The organism is Marseilla massiliensis (genome assembly GCF_016899955.1).
GTDB classification, from domain to species: domain Bacteria; phylum Bacteroidota; class Bacteroidia; order Bacteroidales; family Bacteroidaceae; genus Prevotella; species Prevotella intestinigallinarum.
In genome coordinates, this window is the sequence record NZ_JACJJL010000012.1 from 83763 (window position 1) to 105008 (window position 21246).

Sequence of the window (21246 nt, forward strand, 5' to 3'; positions counted from 1 at the left end):
TGTATGGCAACAATTAAGATAAAGCAGATTAAAAGCAAAATTGGTGCTCCTGCAGACCAGAAGAGAACACTTGCTGCATTAGGCTTGCACAAGATTTCGCAGGTGGTTGAAAAGGAAGACTCTCCTTCGCTCCGCGGAATGATACGCAAGGTTCATCACTTGGTGACCGTTATTGACTAATTTTTCAAACTTAAAAAACGATTCGAAAATGAAGCTACATAATTTAACGCCGGCAGCTGGTTCCACTCATTCCCGTCGCAGGATTGGCCGTGGACCGGGCTCTGGCCTGGGTGGCACCTCTACCCGTGGCCACAAGGGAGCGAAAGCACGCTCTGGCTACAAGAGGAAGATTGGTTTCGAAGGTGGTCAGATGCCTTTGCAGCGTCGTGTGCCTAAGTTCGGATTCAAGAACATCAATCACAAGGAGTACCTCGCTGTAAACCTCCAGACACTCCAGCAGTTGGCAGAGGAGAAATCTCTCACCAAGATTGGGCTGGCTGAACTCGTAGAGGCAGGCATCACCAACGGCAAGAAACTTGTCAAGATCCTTGGCAAAGGCGAACTGACTGCTAAAATAGACGTTGAAGCAAATGCATTCTCAAAAACAGCTGAGGAAGCAATAAAAGCAGTAGGTGGTAACGCAACAATAATCTGAGGAAATGAAGAAGTTAATTGAGACACTACAGAACATTTGGAAGATTGAGGACTTGCGTCAGCGCATTCTCATCACTCTTCTCTTTACGGCTATTTACCGTTTCGGCTCATTCGTTGTACTTCCAGGTATAAACCCGGCCATGTTGGATAAACTACAGTCGCAAACCCAGGGGGGCTTGATGTCGCTTCTGGATATGTTCTCTGGTGGTGCATTTTCCAATGCTTCAATCTTTGCGTTGGGAATAATGCCTTACATCTCAGCTTCTATCGTTATGCAGCTTCTTGCTGTCGCTGTGCCTTATTTCCAAAAGATGCAGCGTGAGGGAGAAAGTGGTCGCAAGAAGATCAGTATGTACACTCGGTGGCTTACGGTGGCAATATTGCTATTCCAAGCCCCGAGTTACCTCATAAATCTTAAGATGCAGGCTGGAAGTGCCCTTGCTACGGGCATTTCCTGGTCTGTTTTCATCATCCCGGCCACTATTATCCTCGCTGCGGGAAGTATGTTCATCCTTTGGTTGGGTGAGCGCATTACAGATAAGGGTATAGGCAATGGTATCTCCCTGATAATCATGATAGGTATCATAGCGCGTTTGCCCCAGGCTTTCATCCAGGAAGTCAGCTCGCGCTTCACTGCCATCACCGGTGGCGGCCTTGTCATGTTCCTCATTGAGATACTCATTCTCTATGCAGTTGTTTGCGCATCTATTGTCTTGGTGCAGGGAACTCGCAAGATCCCTGTACAGTATGCAAAGCGTATTGTTGGCAACAAGCAGTATGGTGGTGCCCGTCAGTACATTCCCCTGAAGTTGTTCGCAGCCAATGTGATGCCTATCATTTTTGCTCAGGCTCTGATGTTCATTCCGTTGGCAATCGTGCAATACTCGACGCCCGAGAACTCCAGTTGGTTTGTGCGTTCCTTGATGGATCACCGCAGCTTGCTGTACAACGTGGTTTTTGCGGTGCTCATCATCGCTTTTACCTATTTCTACACGGCTATTACCTTGAATCCTACACAGATGGCTGAAGACATGAAGCGCAACAATGGCTTCATACCCGGCGTTAAGCCCGGTAAGGACACTGCCGAGTATATCGACACGGTGATGTCTCGCATCACCTTCCCCGGTTCGCTGTTCATCGCTTTCATTGCCATCATGCCGGCACTCGCAGGATTGCTTAATGTGCAGGATGCATTCTCGCAGTTCTTTGGCGGTACTTCTCTATTGATTCTCATAGGCGTTGTTCTCGACACCTTGCAGCAGATAGAGAGCCATTTGCTCATGCGCCACTACGACGGCCTGCTCAACTCGGGCCGCATCCATGGCCGTGGCGGTGTTTCCGCATATTGATAAGGACTTCGTGATGAATATATTTCTGAAGACTGAGGATGAAATAGAGCTTATGCGCCAAGCGAACCTGCTCGTGGGCAGGACGCTTGGCGAATTGGCGAAGCATATCAAGCCCGGTGTTTCAACACTGCAGCTGGACAAGGTAGCCAACGAGTTCATTTGCGACAATGGTGCTGTGCCTACGTTCAAGGGGTTTCCCAATCCGTTTGGCCCGCCATTTCCGGCCAGCATCTGCACATCTGTCAACGATGTCGTGGTTCATGGCATTCCCGACGCCGCCACAGTTTTGAAGGATGGTGACATCATTTCAATAGACTGTGGAGTGTTGCTCAACGGTTTCAACGGCGACTCTTGCTATACCTTCTGTGTAGGCGAGGTTGCCCCCGAGGTAAGGCAGTTGCTGAAGGTCACGAAAGAGTCTCTTTACATAGGTATCGAGGCTGCAATGGCCGGGAGGCATGTGGGCGACATTGGATGTGCAATCCAAGACTATTGCCAGAGCTTCGGTTACGGAATAGTCAGAGAGCTCACCGGCCATGGGATAGGCCGCGAGATGCACGAAGACCCAAAGATACCCAATTACGGTGGAAGGGGTCGAGGCATCATGCTGAAGTCGGGGATGTGCATAGCCATCGAGCCGATGGTGACGATGGGAAACAGGGCCATAGGCATCATGCCCGACAAGTGGACAATAAAGACGCTTGACGGACGCCCAGCCGCCCACTTTGAGCATACAATAGCCATACGCAAAGGCAAGGCAGACATTTTATCATCATTCGAAGAAGTAGAACGTTTAGAAGGCAAATTATATTGATATGGCAAAACAATCCGCTATAGAACAAGACGGGACAATCATCGAGTCGCTCTCTAATGCAATGTTCCGTGTTGAATTGGAGAATGGGGTGCAGATAATTGCCCACATCTCGGGCAAGATGCGAATGCACTACATCAAGATTCTTCCCGGCGACAAAGTAAAGGTAGAGATGAGCCCTTACGATTTGACAAAAGGCAGAATCGTATTCAGATACAAATAATCATTAGGCATAAATATGAAGACAAGAGCATCATTGAAGAAGCGCACCCCCGACTGCAAGATTGTGCGTCGCAAGGGTCGCCTGTTCGTTATCAACAAGAAAAACCCCAAGTACAAGTTGCGTCAGGGTTAATTAAGACATCAAACATTTATCTATTTTATTTATTAACAAATGGCAATAAGAATTGTTGGAGTAGATTTGCCCCAGGACAAGCGTGGCGAAATCGCATTGACTTATATCTACGGTATAGGTCGAAGTAGTTCAGCAAAGATATTGGATAAGGCAGGCGTCAGCCGCGACCTGAAGGTCAGCGAGTGGACAGACGACCAGGCAGCCAAAATCCGTGAAATCATCGGCGCTGAGTACAAAGTGGAAGGTGATCTCCGTTCAGAGATCCAGTTGAACATCAAGCGTCTGATGGACATTGGTTGCTACAGGGGAATCCGTCACCGTCTCGGTCTTCCTGTTCGCGGTCAGAGCACTAAGAATAATGCTCGTACCCGTAAGGGAAAGAAGAAGACTGTTGCAAACAAGAAGAAGGCCACTAAATAATTAATAGTAAGTAATTAAGAATTTGGAATCATGGCAAAGAAAACAGTCACTTCAAAGAAAAGGAACGTAAAGGTTGACGCGATAGGTCAGCTTCATGTACATAGCTCGTTCAACAACATCATCGTCTCTTTGGCCAACAGCGAGGGCCAGGTTATCTCATGGTCTTCAGCCGGAAAGATGGGCTTCCGCGGTTCAAAGAAGAACACCCCGTATGCAGCCCAGATGGCAGCTGAGGATTGTGCCAAGGTTGCCTACGACCTCGGTCTGCGCAAGGTAAAGGCTTATGTCAAGGGTCCGGGTAACGGCCGTGAGTCAGCCATCCGTGCCATCCACGGTGCCGGCATAGAGGTGATGGAGATAGTAGATGTTACTCCGCTGCCGCACAATGGCTGCCGTCCTCCGAAGAGAAGAAGAGTATAGTCAACGAGCAATGTAGAACTTATTAGCATTAGATATTATGGCAAGATATATTGGACCGAAATCAAGGATTGCGCGTCGTTTTGGAGAGCCCATCTTCGGCGCAGACAAAGTTTTGTCTAGGAGAAACTTCCCTCCTGGACAGCATGGCAACAGCCGTCGCAGGAAGACTTCCGAGTATGGCGTCATGCTGGCAGAGAAGCAGAAAGCCAAGTATACATACGGAGTGCTTGAGCGCCAGTTCCGCAATATGTTTGAGAAGGCTGCCCGTGCTGAGGGCATCACCGGTGAGGTGTTGCTCCAGAACCTGGAGAGCCGTCTCGACAACATTGTGTTCCGTCTGGGCATTGCCCCGACTCGCGCTGCTGCACGCCAGCTCGTTGGCCACAAGCACATAACGGTAGACGGACAGGTTGTCAACATACCTTCTTACTCCGTTAAGCCCGGCCAGATTGTGGCTGTTCGCGAGAAGTCAAAGTCACTCGAGGTCATCGAGGCTGCCCTTGCCGGTTTTAACCACAGCAAGTACCCCTGGCTCGAATGGGATGAGAACATCAAGGGAGGCAAGTATCTGCACAAGCCCGACCGTGCCGACATCCCCGAGAACATTAAGGAGCAGTTAATCGTTGAGTTGTACTCTAAATAAATCATTGAATTAATGGCGATATTAGCATTTCAAAAACCTGATAAAGTCGTAATGCTGGAGGCTACGGACAAGTTCGGCAAGTTCGAATTCCGTCCATTGGAGCCCGGCTTCGGCGTGACCATAGGTAACGCCCTGCGCCGCATTCTTCTTTCATCGCTTGAGGGCTATGCTGTCAACACTGTCCGCATTGCGGGGGTGGAGCACGAGTTCTCGTCAGTGCCCGGTGTCAAGGAAGACGTGACCAACATTATCTTGAATCTCAAGCAAGTGAGGTTCAAGCAAGTAGTAGAAGAATTCGAGAACGAAAAAGTTAGCATCACGGTTGAGAATTCCACCGAGTTTAAGGCCGGCGATATAGGCAAGTATCTGACTGGATTTGAAGTGTTAAACCCAGATTTGGTGATTTGTCATTTAGACTCAAAAGCTTCAATGCAGATTGACCTTACCATTAACAAAGGTCGTGGATATGTGCCCGCCGACGAGAACCGGGAGTTCTGCACCGATGTGAACGTAATTCCAATCGATTCTATTTACACCCCGATCCGTAACGTCAAGTATTCCGTTGAGCCCTATCGTGTCGAGCAGAAGACCGACTACGACAAGCTCATCCTTGAAGTGTCTACGGATGGTTCCATTCACCCGAAGGATGCCCTTAAGGAGGCCGCAAAGATTCTCATCTATCACTTCATGCTCTTCTCCGACGAGAAGATAACGTTGGAGAACACCGACGTTGACGGCAATCAGGAGTTTGATGAGGAAGTGCTGCACATGCGCCAGTTGCTCAAGACGCGCCTTGTTGACATGAACCTCAGCGTGCGCGCGCTCAACTGCCTCAAGGCAGCCGATGTCGAGACGCTCGGCGACCTTGTGCAGTACAACAAGACCGACCTGCTCAAGTTCCGCAACTTCGGCAAGAAATCGCTCACCGAGCTTGATGATTTGCTCGAGAGTCTGAATCTGTCGTTTGGAACCGATATTTCCAAGTATAAGTTAGACAAGGAATGACAGTCGTCCGGGTGACTTCCAAGGTGCCCGACACTGCTTCCACTTGAAAAAGTAAACAAACAAAATGAGACATAACAAGAAATTCAATCATTTGAGTCGTACTGCAGACCACCGTCATGCCATGCTTGCAAACATGACTATTTCGCTGATCATGCACAAAAGAATCACTACGACTCTCGCCAAGGCTAAGGCTCTGAAGAAGTATGCCGAGCCCCTTATCACTCGTTGCAAGGACGACTCAACCCATTCGCGCCGCGTGGTGTTCAGCCACCTGCAGAACAAGGAAGCTCTCAAGGAGCTCTTTGGGCCGGTTGCCGCTAAGGTTGGCGACCGTCCGGGAGGATACACCCGTATCATCAAGCTTGGGTTCCGTAAGGGTGATGGAGCCGAAATATGCTTCATCGAGCTTGTAGACTTCGATGAGAACATGGCTAAGACAGCCGGCAAGAAGAAGGCTACCCGCCGTTCTCGTCGCTCTGCCAAGGCTGAGGCACCTGCTGCCGAGGCTGCAGCCGAGACTGTTGAGGCAACAGAGGCTCCTGCCGCCGAGACTGCCGAGGCTCCTGCCAAGGACGAGGCTCCCAAGGCTGAATAACTTGAGGCTTACAACTCACAATAGCACCCGGGCAATTTCATTTGTCCGGGTGTTTTTGTTTGCTTAATGAATTGTTGTTGTTTATGGTCAGTCTCAAAATCCGGCTGCAAATTCCGGGACACCCGATAAACATAGGGGGCTTAAGCGTACTGGGAGTTAGGAAGTTAAGAATTAAGAATTAAAAAAGGGCTACGCTATGATAGCCAATGCTATTGTCCTCTAACTCCTTGTAACACCTTCTAACTTCCTCTAACTCCATTGTACACAAAGACTATTGTCTTAACTCCTTTATTCCCTAACTCCTTTATTCCCTAACTCCTTTACTCCTTTTACTCCCTAACTCCTTAACTCCCTAACTCCTTAACTCCTAAATAGCCACCTGGATTTATCCGGTGAGCCCAAATTCCCCTTTTGCAAACAGTTTTGGAGGCATTAATCGCGAGTTTCTCCATCTCATTAAATCATCTTGCCTGTTTCGTTTCTTTAAAGAGCGCATGCCGCGCTATGGCTACAAATATCTCTAAACCGAAGACGATGACTGCAACTATTATCAGACACTTGGCTTGAACCTCATCCACAAAGGATTTTTCGGGCAATACAATTATGGACTGCCGATGAAAGACTTGAATGTCTGATACATGATTTAGAATTAAGGAGGGGATTTTTCCTCTCCTCTTCTCATTATATACTGATAAATCATGGATTTACAAGAAAAAACACTATCTTTGCGAAAGTAATCAAGCGTTCTGTAACATATACGGTGGAAACATCTCACAAGTGGAGCATTCCAGACACAGGTGCTTTGACAATTTTATGCGGCATTTCCTGAGATTTTGTACGAATCAAATTTTTCCGAGTATGAAGAAAATAGCTTTTATTTTAATATTAGTCTTGTCATGTATTGCTACAAAAGCCCAAACCATAGATGAGCGTATAGGTGCGGCGATTAATTCGTCGGCCAATTTCGGTCTATACGACATATATTACAATGCTCAGAAAGATTCGATAGATCCTTTTCTGGAAGTGTTTTCACGGTGTTTGATTGGCAACCGTTTCAATCGCCCTGACATTTCCATTCCGGCCTTTGATGAACTCCTGAAAAAACAATCAGATCGTCTTGACCTGAACTTGCTTCTTCAAAGTTCTGTTATGTATTCAATGGATTTGAGCCGTGTAGGTAAGAATGAAGAAGCATACAACCTGATGTCCGCTGTCTTGTCTTCTGCTTACCAAATGGTAGATTCTGTGAGTCTTTCTCCGTATGCAGATATGATGGATCGATACAAAGCTCTTACAAAGTATTCGCCATATAGTATTTCTATTTCCGGTGAAAAAGGTATTGCTCCGTTTGATACTATTCGTGCGGGGAAGCCTGACAGCAAACAATATCTGATGCAAATTACCGAAGCCGCAATAAACGGCCATCCTGCGAATATAACATTTGATACCGGAGCCGGAGTTAATGTTATAACCGATTCGTTGGCAAATGCCTATGGCTTGGAATTGCTTGATGCCAATGTTGCGGCAACTGGAGTTGCATCGTCTGCCGGACGATATGCTGTTGCCAAAGAATTGAAGTTGGGGAACATTACAGTCAAAGATATGCCGTTTTATGTTATCGACATACGCAGCCACCATGAAGAAGCAGACAGGTACATAAATGTTTTTGAATTGATTGTAGGCAGCGAACTGATGCTTCAACTAAAAGATGTTACACTAGACTTCTCGGCAAAAGAAATACAGGTTCCTCTTATCACATCCGCCCCCTCCAACGTGAGGCCTAATATGAGCTTTTCGTCGGACATGAACCTTCTTACTGCTGCCGAGACCAACCAACAGCCCATGCTAATAAAACTTGACAGCGGCGATTCTTCATACGGACGGCTTAATAAGGCGTTTTTTGAAGCTAACAAGGATTATCTCACATCACAATGTCAGAGCGACACAGTAAATCAGGCTGGTGTCGGGGGCGTGTGGTCGGTACTTTGCTATAAATTGCAGGATGCGATACTGACTATTGGTGGTAATACGGTTAAATTGCCGTCGATTCAAGTGCAGACCGAACAACAAGAAAATCATTATATGGATGACAACAACCTCGGCCTGATGAGTATGATGCTATTCCGTAAAGTACGCTTTAATCTTGTTGATATGGTTTTCTCGACCGAATTGTGAATAAGTCCATATTTCTTGTTTGATTGCCAGTTTTCTAATTTGAGCGGATTTGCTACATCCACCAATGGGAAACTGATGGAAATACATAAATCCTCACTTTATATTATTGGTAATGAAAAAGCTGGCTATTGTTTTTCTTCTTTCTGTTTTCATGCTTCCGTTGCGCGGCAGCGACTCCATTGGCGGTTTCCCCCGTGCCATATTGCCGGGCGACTTTGCAGACCCGACGATTGTTCGCGATGGTGAAGACTATTACATGACTCATTCGGCGTTCAGTTATGCCCCGGGATTACTCGTTTGGCATTCGCGCGACCTGCTGTCTTGGGAGCCTGTCTGCCGTGTGCCCGGCTCGGGCTATGCCCCCGACCTCATAAAGTACGATGGCAAGTTCTATATCTATTACCCTGCCCATGGCACCAACTATGTGACTTGGGCCACCGACATAAAGGGCCCTTGGAGCAAGCCCATTGACTTGAAGGTGGGTGACATCGCCCCCGGTCATGTAGTCGACAGCCTCGGCAACCGTTACCTCCACCTCTCCGGCGGCACCATGGTCGAGCTGTCTCGCGACGGCCTTTCCACCATTGGCGAGCGCCACAAGGTTTACGAAGGATGGCAGTATCCGGAAGACTGGGAAGTGGAATGCTTCTGCCTCGAGTCGCCCAAGCTCACATTTCAAAACGGATATTTCTATATGACAAGTGCCGAAGGCGGCACCGCAGGGCCCACCACGAGCCACATGGCCGTGTCGGCGCGCTCACGTTCGGCTGTAGGCCCGTGGGAAAACTCGCCTTACAATCCCGTTGTGCATACCTACAGTGCCTCCGAACGGTGGTGGTCGAAGGGGCATGCATCCATCATCGACGACGTTAACGGCAACTGGTGGATAGTGTACCATGCTTACCAGAAAGGACTTCACACCCTCGGGCGCAGCACACTCATAGAGCCAATAGAATGGACTGCCGACGGATGGTTTCGCACCAAGCCTTCAGCCAAGCCCATATCCCGGAATCAGCCCGTTGTGTTCTCCACGCCGTCCGACACCTTCAAAGCCTTGTTCAGTATTCCTGACAGTTGTATATCCTGATTTTTTATGGATATTGTTCGTTTCCGCCTTTCTGAGGATGCGTATATTTCTCTTTGTATCTTGCTTGCAGTACAAGACGGTAGATGTTCCTCTCAACTGGGGCAATTCAGAAAAGACATATTACAGTTTTCCACCTCTTTACAACGGATATATGCGGAGGCATTTCTCAATGATATTGTACTGTAGCTGCATTCAACTGATAAACTTTTCCAATATTTGTTTGGTTTTATTCCAAAAATACTGTACTTTTGCAGTAAAGCAGGAATAAAAATGGACAAGAATAAATACATTAAACGTGAGTCATATCTCAACAAATTGGTTATCAGACGAGATAACGGAGAGGTCAAAATAATAACCGGTCCTCGAAGATGCGGAAAATCATGGCTTCTGAGCCACATATACAAGGATTATCTATTAGAGCAAGGGGTATCTCCCGACAATATCATCATGTTAGACTTTGACAGGGATGATGACAAATATGATTTCAACATACTTGATTCAAGGGCAGTAAAAGAGCATATCTACTCTCGGATAAAAAATGAGAACGAGAATTACTACATCTTTCTTGATGAGATTCAAGAACTTGATAACTTTGAGCGGCTTGTAAACGGTTTAAACAGCCATGACAATATAGATGTCTATGTGACGGGTAGCAATTCTCGTTTCCTGTCTCATGATATACGTACGATATTTCGTGGCAGAGGCAATGAGATAAGGGTGTTTCCTTTGTCTTTCAGGGAATACTGCCAAGAGATAACGGATATTCGCGAGGCATGGATGATGTATTCCACATTCGGGGGTATGCCACAGCTTCTCCATTACAACGACAACGAGCAGAGAATAAACTATCTTCAGAACTTGTGGGAAAAAACATATCTCGACGATGTAGTGGAACGTAACAATGTAAGAAACGAACTTGCGATTTCCCGGCTTGCTACCTCATTATGCAGTTCTATTGGTTCACTCACAAATCCTGCACGGATTGCCAATACGCTTGAATCGGTACAGAAAATGAAGATAGATTCAAAAACTGTATCATCCTATATTGACTATCTTGAAAATGCCTTCTTGTTTGAAAGTGCTGAGAGGTACGATGTAAAGGGACGGCGTTATTACGAAACCAATAAAAAATATTACTGCATTGACATTGGTCTTAGAAACGCACGCCTGAATTTCCGGCAACAGGAACCGACACACATCATGGAGAATGTGCTGTATAACCACCTTCGTATACTTGGCTATCTTGTGGATGTCGGGATTGTGGAATCACGTGAAATGAAAAACGGAAAGGCATCTTACTCGCAACGCGAAATTGACTTTGTTGCCAACAAAGGCAGTCAACGATATTATATCCAGTCGGCATATTCAATTTTTTCAGAAGAAAAGCGAGAACAGGAACTTGCGTCGCTATTGAAAGTTTCCGATTCATTCAAAAAGATTGTCGTTGTCGGTGATGAGATAATGCCTTATTCCGATGACAATGGGATATATTTTACAGGGTTATTTGATTTTCTGTTAAAAGATGATTGGCAGTAATCAGGCTGACATAACAACTCGAAACAAGCATGAAAATAGTGAACTTATTTAAAAAGATCAGGACACTTCCAGTTAGAGATGATACAATTACTTTTTATGATAAGCTACATCCATGCGGTTGGAGCAGGCTTTTGGCTGCGAAAGTACTCCTTATATTAATAATAATGTCGTAGCAACCGGTCATTGCAGCAGCTTTGCGTGTAGGCGACTTTACGTTCTCTCATCTGGGTCTGGCGGATGGATTAAACAGCCAACGCATCTATTCGCTTAAACAGACGGAGGATGGAGCCGTGTGGTTGACGACACAAAGTTTTGTGGCCCGATACAACGGGGTCAGCATAGAGAACTTTAATTTGGAGGGTAATACCGGTGAGTATAACTGTTTTGTCCAATCGGCCGACAACAGTGTGTTGCAAGTGTTTGATGCCGGTGGATGCATATATGAATATAATCCGGTGCAAAACCATTTTGATGTTGTAGCTGACGTTGCTGCTTTTTTCAAGAATGACAACCAGCTCAATGATGTGTATAGGGACGGCGACACTTATTGGTTGGCAATGAGCGGAGGCGTTTATATGCTTCGCAATGGGAAGATTGTCACGGTAGGTTCCAATGTATATGCAAGTTGTATCATCCGCGGGTCGAAAGGCATTTTACTCTTTGGCACACGTCAGGGTGTAAAGTCATTGAGCCGTAATCACAAGGCTCTTATTTCTTATTTGCCGTATGACGTCGTAAGTGGGCACTATGACGCGGACACCAAACAACTTTGGCTTGGCACATACGAGCAGGGGCTTATAATTGCAGACGGAAAAGGTGTGTGTACATCAATGGACGGAATACCTCATAATCCCGTTCGCAGCATTGTCGACTATGACAGTAATACGATGCTGGTGGGGGTTGACGGCTTCGGCGTGTATCAGGCTTCACGCTTACCCTCAGCTAAAAATAAAGCCTCACTGCTGTTCAATGCCAATGAGGGAGAGCATGGCGTGCTTCACGGCAATGGCATTTACGCAGTGCTTGTTGATGCCTGGAAAGACATATTCATAGGTTCTTATTCGGGAGGCATAGACATTGCGCGGCCCGTCGGTAACGCCGTTACCGTTTATATGCATCAGCCGAATAAGCCGACATTGGTTAACGACCATGTCAACTGTGTGGCACAGCTGTCACCATCGACTTTGGCGATGGGTACTGACGGCGGTATCAGTGTATTAAACACCACCACAGGTGAGTGGCGTCATATTGCGCGGAACATCGTAGTGCTTTCGTTGTGTCCCAAGCAGGACAGCGGAGGGCTTTTGGCTGCAACTTATGGCAACGGCATGTGTGAAATCAGCACCAACGGAGAGGTAAGGGAGTTGTATGGTACTAACGTTCTGGAAGACAGCCATATCCAGGATTTGTTGTTTGACAGGAATGGCCATCTTTGGATTGGTTGCCAAGATACACGACTTGTTGAAGTAGTACAAGGAAAATTCCTATATTACCCTGTGGAAAACGTGGAGTCTCTTGCCCTCTTGCCCGACGGCCGTATAGCGGCGGGTACAATAAACGGGCTCTTTATTGTGACTCCGGGTCAGAAAGCGGTAAAGGAACTGCCTTATTCCCCGTCATCAACCGACCAAGTTAACCGTTATGTGCTTGACCTCTTTATTTATGATGAACGCTACATAAATATCGCCACTAATGGCGGAGGACTGTATGTGTATGACCTCCGCACGGGGAAATGCCGGCAGTTTACCATGAAAAACGGCCTGCCTTCAAACGTCGTCACAAGCGTCACGCAAGACGAACTCGGACGCCTGTGGTTCGCTACTGACAGGGGATTGTCGTTCTCATACCCTGGCAGTCTTGACAAAATCATTTCAGTAAACTATCATTATGGAGCCCAACGCGAGTATTCACAGGGCGCAGCCTTCAATTTACAAGACGGAAAACTCCTTTTCGGGAGCGTAGAAGGTGCTGTCGTCATAGACCCGCACTACGTGCAGGAACACAATTACACGGCCAAATTGCGTTTCAAGGGAATTAGTTGCAATGATGATTCTGTAGAGTTCAACGGGCAAGTGGCCAAAATGTTGGGTGAAAGGAAACTGAAACTGTCATACCAACAGCGTACATTTGAGTTGTATATTGAAAGCATAAACTTGCGCTGCCAATTTGATATTGCTTATCAATACAAGGTCGGGGATGGCAGTTGGAGCCAGCTCTCGACACAGCAATACATCAGGTTCGTCAATCTTGAGCCTGGCACACACCCTCTTACTGTCCGCGCGGTAAGCAAAGCCAACCGAATTGTACTTGATGAACAGAAGCTTACAATCATTATCGGCAGGCCTTGGTGGAATTCGTGGTGGATGTGGTGTGTCTACATCGCTTTAATCGCATTGCTGTTCTACGGGGCTTTATGGACATACGGCCTGCACACCCGGTATATGCGCCTTGTGGTAAACTCTGTGGGCAGCGGCAATGAAAAAGATTTGCAGGCTTCACTGCCTGAGCAAAAACAAGATAAGGCCGTGCAGCTTATTTCTGCAAATAAGGAGCTGCAACTTGACGGAAACAAAGACGACACCGCCGCAACTGCCGAGAAAGAAAATACGGCTTTCGTTGACATTGTGACAAAACTTATTCTCGACAACATCTCTGATTCAGGCTTCACTATTGACCGCTTGTGCAAGGAAATGGCGATGAGCCGCACGATGTTTTATGTGAAACTGAAGTCATACACTGGCAAATCACCTCAGGAATTTATCCGTATAGTGCGTCTTGAGCGTGCCGCAGTCTTGCTGCGCTCTGGACACTACGTCAGTAAAGTAGCCGATGAAGTTGGTTTCGACAACGCCAAGTATTTCAGCACTGCGTTCAAAAAATATTTCGGTGTCTCTCCGTCAAAATATAAGTAAAACATTTTTTGATTAAAAGGCGGATACTTGCCCACCCGCCCATATAGCCATACGCTTACAGCGACTAATCTCTCTGGCTTTCCGTTTTGTGCCTTTTCAGGGCACAAAACGATACGTATTGCGCTCTAACAGGTGCCCTTTCATGGCGTAATACGGCATCTTTTACAACTCGCACGTTAACATACGGACAATCAAAGGATATTTGAAGCGCCTTTCATCAGTATGTATGCAAGCATGGGCGGAACGCTGACATCTCTTAAATTCAACAACCGCATTGCCCTGTCTCTTGCGGGAAAAGGTTTGATTTCTCGTGAAATAAGGTTTGTTTTCTGACGAAAAACACCTATTAAACTTTTATCAAGAGATAGCGAACCCGCTTTTATGTAACATTTTACTTACTTTGCAACATATCTAAAACAGCTGATTAAATAACCATGAGAACAAATTTTGAGGCTTTACCGGCTGTCGCCGCTGGTGTTTGCCGTAACGTCGTGCCACGCCCGGCACGGCAGTCCGCCAGACGGCAAAGCCGCATCAGCAATCCTTCCGCGGCAGGACAGGGCTGGAACAGAATAATGGAATTTTATGAACCAAACAATTATAATTATGCGAAAGACAATAATTCTCGCAGCCGCAGTCCTGGCTATGGCATTTTCTTCTATTGCCTCGACTGCGCAGACTGTAAACAACTTTACCATTAAACGCGGTACAAACATCAGCCACTGGCTCTCGCAAACTCCCGAGCGCGGAGAGGCACGCCGCCAGCACATCAAGGAAGAGGATTTTGCACGCCTTGAGGAACTCGGATTCGACTTTGTGCGCATTCCAATCGACGAGGAGCAGTTCTGGGACGAGCAGGGCAACAAGCTGCCCGAAGCGTGGCAACTGCTCACGCAAGCCCTGAATTGGGCCGGGAAGCACCACTTGCGTACCATAGTGGACATGCACATCATCCGATTTCATGATTTCAATGCTGTCAACGAGGGCAGAACCAACGTACTCTTCACGTCAGACAAGGCCCAGCAGGATCTTATAAATATGTGGTACCAGTTGTCCGACGCGCTCAAGGCTTACAGCGTTGACTCCGTGGCCTACGAGCTGATGAACGAGCCGGTGGCCGATGAGCATGAGCAGTGGAACAAGCTGATTTTCAAGGCACATAAAGCTCTCAGAGAGCGTGAGCCGCAGCGCACGCTGGTCATCGGCTCAAACATGTGGCAGGCCACGTGGACATTCAAGTACCTGCGCATACCCGAGGGAGACAAGAACATCGTTCTTTCGTTCCATTATTATGAGCCGCAGGCACTTACACACTATGGCGCGCCCTGGACGCCGGTAGGCGGCTACCGAGGCAAACTCACTTATCCGGGACGCCTCATCTCGCAGGCCGATTATGACGCCGCTCCTGACAGCCTGAAGCCCGTACTGAAAAAATACACCGGCGTATGGAACCGCGAGCGCATAGCCCAGGACTTCCGTGACGCCATAGCCGTGGCAAAAAAATACGGCGTGCAGCTCTATTGCGGAGAATGGGGCGTCTATGAACCGGTTGACCGTGAGCTGGCTTATAAGTGGACAAAAGATATGCTGTGGGTGTTCGACAAGTACAACATTGCATGGGCATCATGGTGTTACGACAACGACTTCGGCTTCTGGGACCAGAAAACCCAATCGTTCAAGGACCGCCCGCTTGTGGAACTCCTGACGGGAAAAAAGAAATAACTTAACCAACTTTCTTACAAAACAGAACAATGAAAAAGACATACGGACATTTCGACGACAAAAACCGTGAATATGTAATCACCGACCCGGCAACTCCATTCCCCTGGATTAACTACCTGGGCAATGAGGATTTCTTCAGCCTCATATCCAATACGGCGGGAGGTTACTCTTTCTATAAGGATGCCAAATTCCGCCGCATCACGCGCTACCGCTACAATGACGTACCGATGGACAACGGCGGCCGATACTTTTATATTAAGGACGGAGACGTTGTGTGGAGTCCCGGTTGGAAGCCGTGCAAGACCCCACTCGACAGTTATGAGTGCCGCCATGGGCTGAACTACACCCGCATAACGGGAAGCAAGAACGGCATAGAGGTCTCGGAGCTTTTCTTCGTGCCATTGAACACATGGGCCGAAGTGCAGAAGGTGACCATCCGCAACACCACTGACACGAAGAAGACCGTGAAACTCTTTTCGTTTGCCGAGTGGTGTCTGTGGAACGCAGCCACCGACATGGAGAACTTCCAGCGCAACCTGAGCACTGGTGAGGTGGAGATAGAGCAGGGAGAATCCTCTACGGTCATTTACCATAAAACGGAGTACAAGGAGCGCCGTAACCACTATGCTTATTACGCCTTGGCAAATGCACGGGCCGACGGTTTCGATACCGACCGTGAGTCGTTTGTCGGCCTTTACAATGAACTGGCCAATCCCCAGTGCGTCATGGCTGGCAAGCCGTCCGGTTCCGTGGCACACGGTTGGAGTCCGATAGCTTCACATTATATAGAGGTAAGCCTTATGCCGGGCGAACAGAGAGACTTTATCTTCCTGCTTGGCTATGTCGAAAATGCACAAGAAGAGAAATACGCCGACCCACACGCCGACCCTACGCTCATCACTTCGCTAGGCGCCCTCGATCGCACCATCGTGAATAAGGAAAAGGCTCACGCAACAATCGAAAGATTCAGCACAGTTGAGGCTGTGGACAAGGCTTTTGACGAACTGCACGCCATGTGGAACGGACTGCTCGACAAATTCCAGGTTTCTACGGGCGACGACCGTCTTGACCGAATGGTGAACATCTGGAATCAGTACCAATGCATGATCACGTTCAACTTCTCACGTTCAGCCAGTTTCTTCGAGAGTGGCATAGGCCGTGGAATGGGATTCCGTGATTCCAACCAAGATCTTGTTGGCTTTGTGCATCAAGTGCCTGAGCGTGCCCGCCAGCGTATTATTGACATTGCTTCAACGCAGTTCCCCGACGGTGGCTGCTATCATCAATACCAACCCCTCACCAAGCGTGGCAATAACGACATTGGTGGTGGGTTCAATGACGACCCCATGTGGCTCATCTTCGGCACGGTTGCATACGTGAGAGAGACGGGCGACTTCGGCATCCTTGACGAGAAAGTGCCTTGGGACAACAAGCCGGGGTCGGAAGTGTCGCTCATGGAGCATCTTCGTATTTCGTTCAACCATGTGGTGGAGAATCTCGGTCCCCATAAGTTGCCTCTTATCGGTCGCGCGGACTGGAACGACTGTCTCAACCTTAACTGTTTCTCTTGGGATCCAAACGAGTCGTTCCAAACTACGGAGAACGTTTCCGAGGGTTCAAAGGCGGAATCTCTGATGATAGCGGGACTCTTTGTCTTCTGCGGTCGTCAGTATGCCGAATTGTGCAAGGTTTGTGGCATGGAGACTGAGGCAAAACGCGCTACAGGCTGTGTTGATGACATGGTAGAGGCGGTAAAGAAGTACGGATGGGATGGAGAGTGGTATCTCCGTGCCTATGACTTCTACGGCAACAAGATTGGTTCCCATGAAAACGAGGAAGGCAAGATTTTCATCGAGTCGCAAGGTTTCTGCACTATGGCCGGCATAGGAATGGAGGAAGGCATGGTAAGCAAGGCTCTCGACTCTTGCAAGCGTTACCTTGACAGCGAACACGGCATGGTGCTCAACAACCCCGCCTTCACCACCTACCACGTGGAGATGGGCGAAATATCTTCTTATCCGGCAGGTTACAAGGAGAATGCCGGTATCTTCTGCCACAACAACCCTTGGGTTATTATCGGCGAGACTGTAGCCGGACGTGGCGATGACGCCTGGGATCACTACACCAAGATATGTCCGGCGTGGATAAAGGATCAGACACTCCATAAGGTAGAACCTTATGTTTATTGCCAGATGGTGGCAGGCAAGGACGCCGCACGTCCGGGAGAGGGAAAGAACTCTTGGCTCACGGGTACAGCCGCATGGAACTGGCTCGCCATTACCCAGTACATACTTGGCATACGCCCCACCTATGACGGACTGGAAATAGACCCCTGCCTGCCTGAGACTATGAATGAGTACACCGTAAAGCGCAAACTGCGTGACAGTGAGTTTACCATCACCGTGAAGAACCCTAACGGCAAGCAGAAAGGCGTAAGCCGGATAACCGTTGACGGAAAGCCCGTTGACAGCAACGTTGTGAAAGCTCTTCCGGGCAAGCATGTTGTAGTGGTGGAGATGTAAAGTAAAAAACGAAGTTCATAGAAATCTGCTTATAATGGCCAGACTGATTGAAAAGATAGGATATGGCATGGGAGACATGGCGTCTTCCATGTTCTGGAAGATATTTTCTTATTATCTTCCCATTTTTTACAGTGATATATTCAACCTGTCACTCACCCATACCGCCACTCTGATGTTTGTGACGCGTGTATGGGATGCTGTGTCCGACCCTATGATGGGTATCATTTGTGATCGTACCAACACCCGGTGGGGCAAGTACCGTCCTTACCTGTTGTGGTTCTCGCTGCCCTTTGCTATCTGTGGGGTATTGTTGTTCACCACACCAGATTTTGACGAACAGGGACGTCTCATCTATGCTTACATTACATACATTCTGATGATGACGGTTTACACCTGCATTAATGTGCCTTACGCCTCGATGCTTGGCGTGATGACATCCGACAGCTATGAGAAGACAGTGTTTTCAAGCTACCGCATGTTCTTCGCCTACGGCGGCTCGTTCATTGCCCTGTATGCATGGGAACCATTGTGCAAGTTGTTTTCCGACAACAATCTGTCTTTTCTCAATGTCGGAGGCATGGCGGGCGCATGGCAGGGCGCAATGATAGTCATCGCCACGGTATGTTTCCTGCTTTTCATAGGCAGTTTCCTATTGACCCGGGAGCACGTAAAGGGTGTCAAGGGAGACAAACTGATGAACGATTTTCGCTCTTTGGTGAGGAATTTCCCTTGGTGGATGATTACCTGCACAGCTCTCTGCACCAACCTGTTCAACACGGTGCGTGGCGCTACTGTGGCCTATTACTTCAAATATTACATTGGGAATGACAATATCGTGGACTTTGGTTTCTTCTCATTCATTTTCTTTGCAGGCGTATTTCTTGCCATCGGCGAAGTATGCAACATGATAGGGGTGGTGTGCGCCATGCCTTTGAGCAAGCGGCTGGGCAAGAAAACCACGTTCATAGTCTCTGCCGTGGCAATGGGTGCACTCAGCATTCTGTTTTTCTATATGCCGTTAAGCAATGAAGGATTCATTGGCATATTGTTGCTTCAGGTGCTTATCAGCATTTTCACCGGAGTGGTAAGTCCGCTGGTATGGAGCATGTACGCCGATGTGGCCGACTATTCCTACTACAAACACGGCACTGCCTCAACAGCCCTCATTTTCTCTTCCGGTTCCATGGCCCAGAAGTTCGGAGGCGCCATCGCCGGTTCGGCCGTGTTGCTTTTGTTCAGCTTTTTCGGCCTTCAGCCTAATGCCGCCACGCAAACGCCGGGCGCCATCTTTGGCTTGAAGTTGGCGATAAGCTACATTCCGGCGGCCATCTCGCTGCTGATAATAGGCCTGATGGTGCTGTATCCGCTTACCACCAAGCGCATCGCGGAGTTCAAGAATTCAGGTATGGAAAGGCAATGATAAACTATTTCAAGATAAGGTATCATCATGGCAAATAATATCTGCATATAACGGAGGTAAGGTTTTATTCCTCGTGAAATAAGGTTTGTTTTCAGACAAAAGACATTCATCAAACCTTTATCAATAGATAGTGAACCAGCTTTTATGGAAAATTTTAATTATTTTGCGACATATTTGAAAAATTAAAAATCATGAAAACAAATTTAAGGATTTATTGGCTGTTGACACTGATGTTTGCCGTAATGCTGTGTCACGCCCAAAATACAGCCCGGCAATGGAACAGCGAAGTCACTGCCGGATGGAACCTTGGTAACCAGTTTGAATGTTCTGCCCCGGGACAAGACGGTGAGTCTATGGACATAGGCGAACCCGACGGGGCCGACAATGCGGAAACGGCATGGGGAAACCCTGTAGTCACGAAGAAAACCATCAAGGCCGTGCACGATGCCGGATTCAATGCCATACGCATACCTGTAAGATGGCAATGCCACATCACCAACCCTGCGGCCATGAGCATCAGCAAGACGTGGATGGACAGAATAAAGGAGGTGATAGACTGGTGTCTGGAATATGACATGAAAGTCATCGTCAACGTACACCACGAGAAATGGCTTGAGAGCCGCCCCTTTTATGCGGACAAGGAAGAAAACTGCCGGAAGCTGGCTTTGCTGTGGATGAACATTGCCAATGAGCTTGGCAAATATGATTACCGCGTGGCTTTTGCAGGCACCAACGAGGTTCATGTACCCGACAACTGGGGAAAGCCTACCGCTGAAAACCTTGATGTGCAGAATGCCTACAACCAGACATTCATCGACATTGTGCGAGCTACAGGCGGAAACAACACGAAACGCCACTTGATTGTGCAGACATATGTGTGCAATGCCGATTTCGGCCTGTACAACGGTGATTTCATAATCCCTAAAGACATAGACGGCAACGGCAATGATTATATGAGCGTAGAGCTGCATTTTTATAACCCGTGGGAATATGCCGGCAGTGGTGAATGTTACTACTGGGGCGAGCCGTACAAGCAGTATGGGAAAGCGTCACAGAGCGATGAGACCACGATGATCAATTACTTCGACAAACTGGCGAATGAATGGGGTTCTAAAGGATTAGGCATAGTGATTGGAGAATGGGGGCTCACCGACCATTACAAAGGTTCCGAAGCCGACCGTATGCACGAGAATATGACTTATTACTGCAAGACATTGGTGTCAGAGGCACGCAAACGCGGATTTTCAACTTTCATCTGGGACAACAACCGGTTCGGCAACGGCGCTGACATGTTCGGCATCTTTGACCGTAATAAAAACATGGAGATAAAAGCAGACTGGATAATCAAAGGCATTAAAGAAGGGATTGCAGAGAGTGCAAAACCCATGTGAACAATAAAAGACACGCGTTAGCGGAGTTATTTGGGGTGCCACGGCGACGGTTACAGTTGCAATCTGTGTCCTTCCGGCCTGCACCACACGGCTTCTCTCCTTTCAAAAAGGTATCCCTTCACACTATAAGACAATTCTTGCAGTTCTACCGGAAGCAAGCTAAAAACCGCAAGCAAAAGCTGCTGAAATGCAGCATACCATAAGTGTCTGCAATTGAAAGATAAAGAAT

General features: G+C 47.8%; 19 protein-coding genes and 1 pseudogene. All 20 read left to right on the forward strand.

Features of this window, described 5'->3' with window-relative positions:
* Positions 1-3 precede the first annotated feature (3 nt).
* The 20 genes and pseudogenes from rpmD (at position 4) to H6B30_RS08680 (ending at position 21017) form a co-directional block, all read left to right on the forward strand.
* Positions 4-180, forward strand: coding sequence for a 50S ribosomal protein L30 (gene rpmD / locus H6B30_RS08585; protein WP_205109594.1), 177 nt, complete (start codon positions 4-6; stop codon positions 178-180).
* 28 nt (positions 181-208) lie between these two features.
* Entirely contained in the window at positions 209-655 is a 447-nt protein-coding gene (rplO, locus tag H6B30_RS08590) for a 50S ribosomal protein L15 (RefSeq protein WP_205109595.1), read from the forward strand.
* Positions 656-659: 4 nt separating this feature from the next.
* Complete coding sequence (secY, locus tag H6B30_RS08595) at positions 660-2003, forward strand: preprotein translocase subunit SecY (RefSeq protein WP_205109597.1); 1344 nt, start codon at positions 660-662, stop codon at positions 2001-2003.
* Between the two features lie 13 nt (positions 2004-2016).
* Complete coding sequence (map, locus tag H6B30_RS08600; RefSeq protein WP_205109599.1) at positions 2017-2817, forward strand: type I methionyl aminopeptidase; 801 nt, start codon at positions 2017-2019, stop codon at positions 2815-2817.
* A 1-nt stretch (position 2818) separates the two neighbouring features.
* On the forward strand, positions 2819-3037 hold the full coding sequence (gene infA / locus H6B30_RS08605; RefSeq protein ID WP_004369550.1) for a translation initiation factor IF-1: 219 nt from the start codon (positions 2819-2821) through the stop codon (positions 3035-3037).
* Positions 3038-3052: 15 nt separating this feature from the next.
* Positions 3053-3169: a 50S ribosomal protein L36 gene (gene rpmJ / locus H6B30_RS08610; protein ID WP_006950529.1), complete on the forward strand. Its 117-nt coding sequence runs from the start codon at positions 3053-3055 to the stop codon at positions 3167-3169.
* A gap of 39 nt (positions 3170-3208) precedes the next feature.
* Positions 3209-3589: a 30S ribosomal protein S13 gene (rpsM, locus tag H6B30_RS08615; RefSeq protein WP_205109601.1), complete on the forward strand. Its 381-nt coding sequence runs from the start codon at positions 3209-3211 to the stop codon at positions 3587-3589.
* Between the two features lie 30 nt (positions 3590-3619).
* On the forward strand, positions 3620-4009 hold the full coding sequence (rpsK, locus tag H6B30_RS08620) for a 30S ribosomal protein S11 (protein WP_205109602.1): 390 nt from the start codon (positions 3620-3622) through the stop codon (positions 4007-4009).
* 37 nt (positions 4010-4046) lie between these two features.
* On the forward strand, positions 4047-4652 hold the full coding sequence (gene rpsD, locus H6B30_RS08625) for a 30S ribosomal protein S4 (RefSeq protein ID WP_205109604.1): 606 nt from the start codon (positions 4047-4049) through the stop codon (positions 4650-4652).
* A 12-nt stretch (positions 4653-4664) separates the two neighbouring features.
* The gene (locus H6B30_RS08630) at positions 4665-5657 is read left to right on the forward strand and encodes a DNA-directed RNA polymerase subunit alpha (protein ID WP_205109606.1); all 993 of its coding nucleotides are present in this window, start codon (positions 4665-4667) and stop codon (positions 5655-5657) included.
* Positions 5658-5721: 64 nt separating this feature from the next.
* Positions 5722-6252: a 50S ribosomal protein L17 gene (gene rplQ / locus H6B30_RS08635; protein WP_205109608.1), complete on the forward strand. Its 531-nt coding sequence runs from the start codon at positions 5722-5724 to the stop codon at positions 6250-6252.
* Between the two features lie 858 nt (positions 6253-7110).
* Positions 7111-8427 (forward strand): retropepsin-like aspartic protease, encoded by a 1317-nt coding sequence (locus tag H6B30_RS08640; RefSeq protein ID WP_205109610.1) that lies wholly within the window; start codon positions 7111-7113, stop codon positions 8425-8427.
* A gap of 112 nt (positions 8428-8539) precedes the next feature.
* A pseudogene (locus H6B30_RS08645) lies at positions 8540-9478 on the forward strand (family 43 glycosylhydrolase); the annotation flags it as partial.
* Positions 9479-9784: 306 nt separating this feature from the next.
* Positions 9785-11050 (forward strand): ATP-binding protein, encoded by a 1266-nt coding sequence (locus H6B30_RS08650; protein ID WP_205109614.1) that lies wholly within the window; start codon positions 9785-9787, stop codon positions 11048-11050.
* A 29-nt stretch (positions 11051-11079) separates the two neighbouring features.
* Positions 11080-11223 carry a hypothetical protein gene (locus H6B30_RS08655; protein WP_205109616.1) on the forward strand — a complete coding sequence of 48 codons (144 nt, stop codon included), beginning with the start codon at positions 11080-11082 and terminating at the stop codon, positions 11221-11223.
* Positions 11224-11244: 21 nt separating this feature from the next.
* Entirely contained in the window at positions 11245-13962 is a 2718-nt protein-coding gene (locus tag H6B30_RS08660) for an AraC family transcriptional regulator (RefSeq protein WP_205109618.1), read from the forward strand.
* Between the two features lie 606 nt (positions 13963-14568).
* A complete protein-coding gene (locus H6B30_RS08665; protein WP_205109620.1) occupies positions 14569-15684 on the forward strand; it encodes a glycoside hydrolase family 5 protein in 1116 nt (371 codons plus the stop codon).
* Positions 15685-15713: 29 nt separating this feature from the next.
* Entirely contained in the window at positions 15714-18206 is a 2493-nt protein-coding gene (locus tag H6B30_RS08670) for a glycoside hydrolase family 94 protein (RefSeq protein WP_205109623.1), read from the forward strand.
* Positions 18207-18240: 34 nt separating this feature from the next.
* The gene (locus H6B30_RS08675; protein ID WP_205109625.1) at positions 18241-19626 is read left to right on the forward strand and encodes an MFS transporter; all 1386 of its coding nucleotides are present in this window, start codon (positions 18241-18243) and stop codon (positions 19624-19626) included.
* A gap of 191 nt (positions 19627-19817) precedes the next feature.
* A complete protein-coding gene (locus H6B30_RS08680; RefSeq protein ID WP_205109627.1) occupies positions 19818-21017 on the forward strand; it encodes a glycoside hydrolase family 5 protein in 1200 nt (399 codons plus the stop codon).
* Positions 21018-21246: the final 229 nt, after the last annotated feature.

Coding starts and splice junctions, on each gene's coding strand:
- rplQ (WP_205109608.1), top strand. CDS start 5,722: ATGAGACATAACAAGAAATTCAATCATTTGAGTCGTACTGCAGACCAC.
- map (WP_205109599.1), top strand. CDS start 2,017: ATGAATATATTTCTGAAGACTGAGGATGAAATAGAGCTTATGCGCCAA.
- H6B30_RS08630 (WP_205109606.1), top strand. CDS start 4,665: ATGGCGATATTAGCATTTCAAAAACCTGATAAAGTCGTAATGCTGGAG.
- rpsD (WP_205109604.1), top strand. CDS start 4,047: ATGGCAAGATATATTGGACCGAAATCAAGGATTGCGCGTCGTTTTGGA.
- rpmJ (WP_006950529.1), top strand. CDS start 3,053: ATGAAGACAAGAGCATCATTGAAGAAGCGCACCCCCGACTGCAAGATT.
- H6B30_RS08650 (WP_205109614.1), top strand. CDS start 9,785: ATGGACAAGAATAAATACATTAAACGTGAGTCATATCTCAACAAATTG.
- infA (WP_004369550.1), top strand. CDS start 2,819: ATGGCAAAACAATCCGCTATAGAACAAGACGGGACAATCATCGAGTCG.
- H6B30_RS08675 (WP_205109625.1), top strand. CDS start 18,241: ATGGCCAGACTGATTGAAAAGATAGGATATGGCATGGGAGACATGGCG.
- H6B30_RS08655 (WP_205109616.1), top strand. CDS start 11,080: ATGAAAATAGTGAACTTATTTAAAAAGATCAGGACACTTCCAGTTAGA.
- H6B30_RS08665 (WP_205109620.1), top strand. CDS start 14,569: ATGCGAAAGACAATAATTCTCGCAGCCGCAGTCCTGGCTATGGCATTT.
- H6B30_RS08680 (WP_205109627.1), top strand. CDS start 19,818: ATGAAAACAAATTTAAGGATTTATTGGCTGTTGACACTGATGTTTGCC.
- H6B30_RS08640 (WP_205109610.1), top strand. CDS start 7,111: ATGAAGAAAATAGCTTTTATTTTAATATTAGTCTTGTCATGTATTGCT.
- rpsK (WP_205109602.1), top strand. CDS start 3,620: ATGGCAAAGAAAACAGTCACTTCAAAGAAAAGGAACGTAAAGGTTGAC.
- rplO (WP_205109595.1), top strand. CDS start 209: ATGAAGCTACATAATTTAACGCCGGCAGCTGGTTCCACTCATTCCCGT.
- secY (WP_205109597.1), top strand. CDS start 660: ATGAAGAAGTTAATTGAGACACTACAGAACATTTGGAAGATTGAGGAC.
- rpsM (WP_205109601.1), top strand. CDS start 3,209: ATGGCAATAAGAATTGTTGGAGTAGATTTGCCCCAGGACAAGCGTGGC.
- rpmD (WP_205109594.1), top strand. CDS start 4: ATGGCAACAATTAAGATAAAGCAGATTAAAAGCAAAATTGGTGCTCCT.
- H6B30_RS08670 (WP_205109623.1), top strand. CDS start 15,714: ATGAAAAAGACATACGGACATTTCGACGACAAAAACCGTGAATATGTA.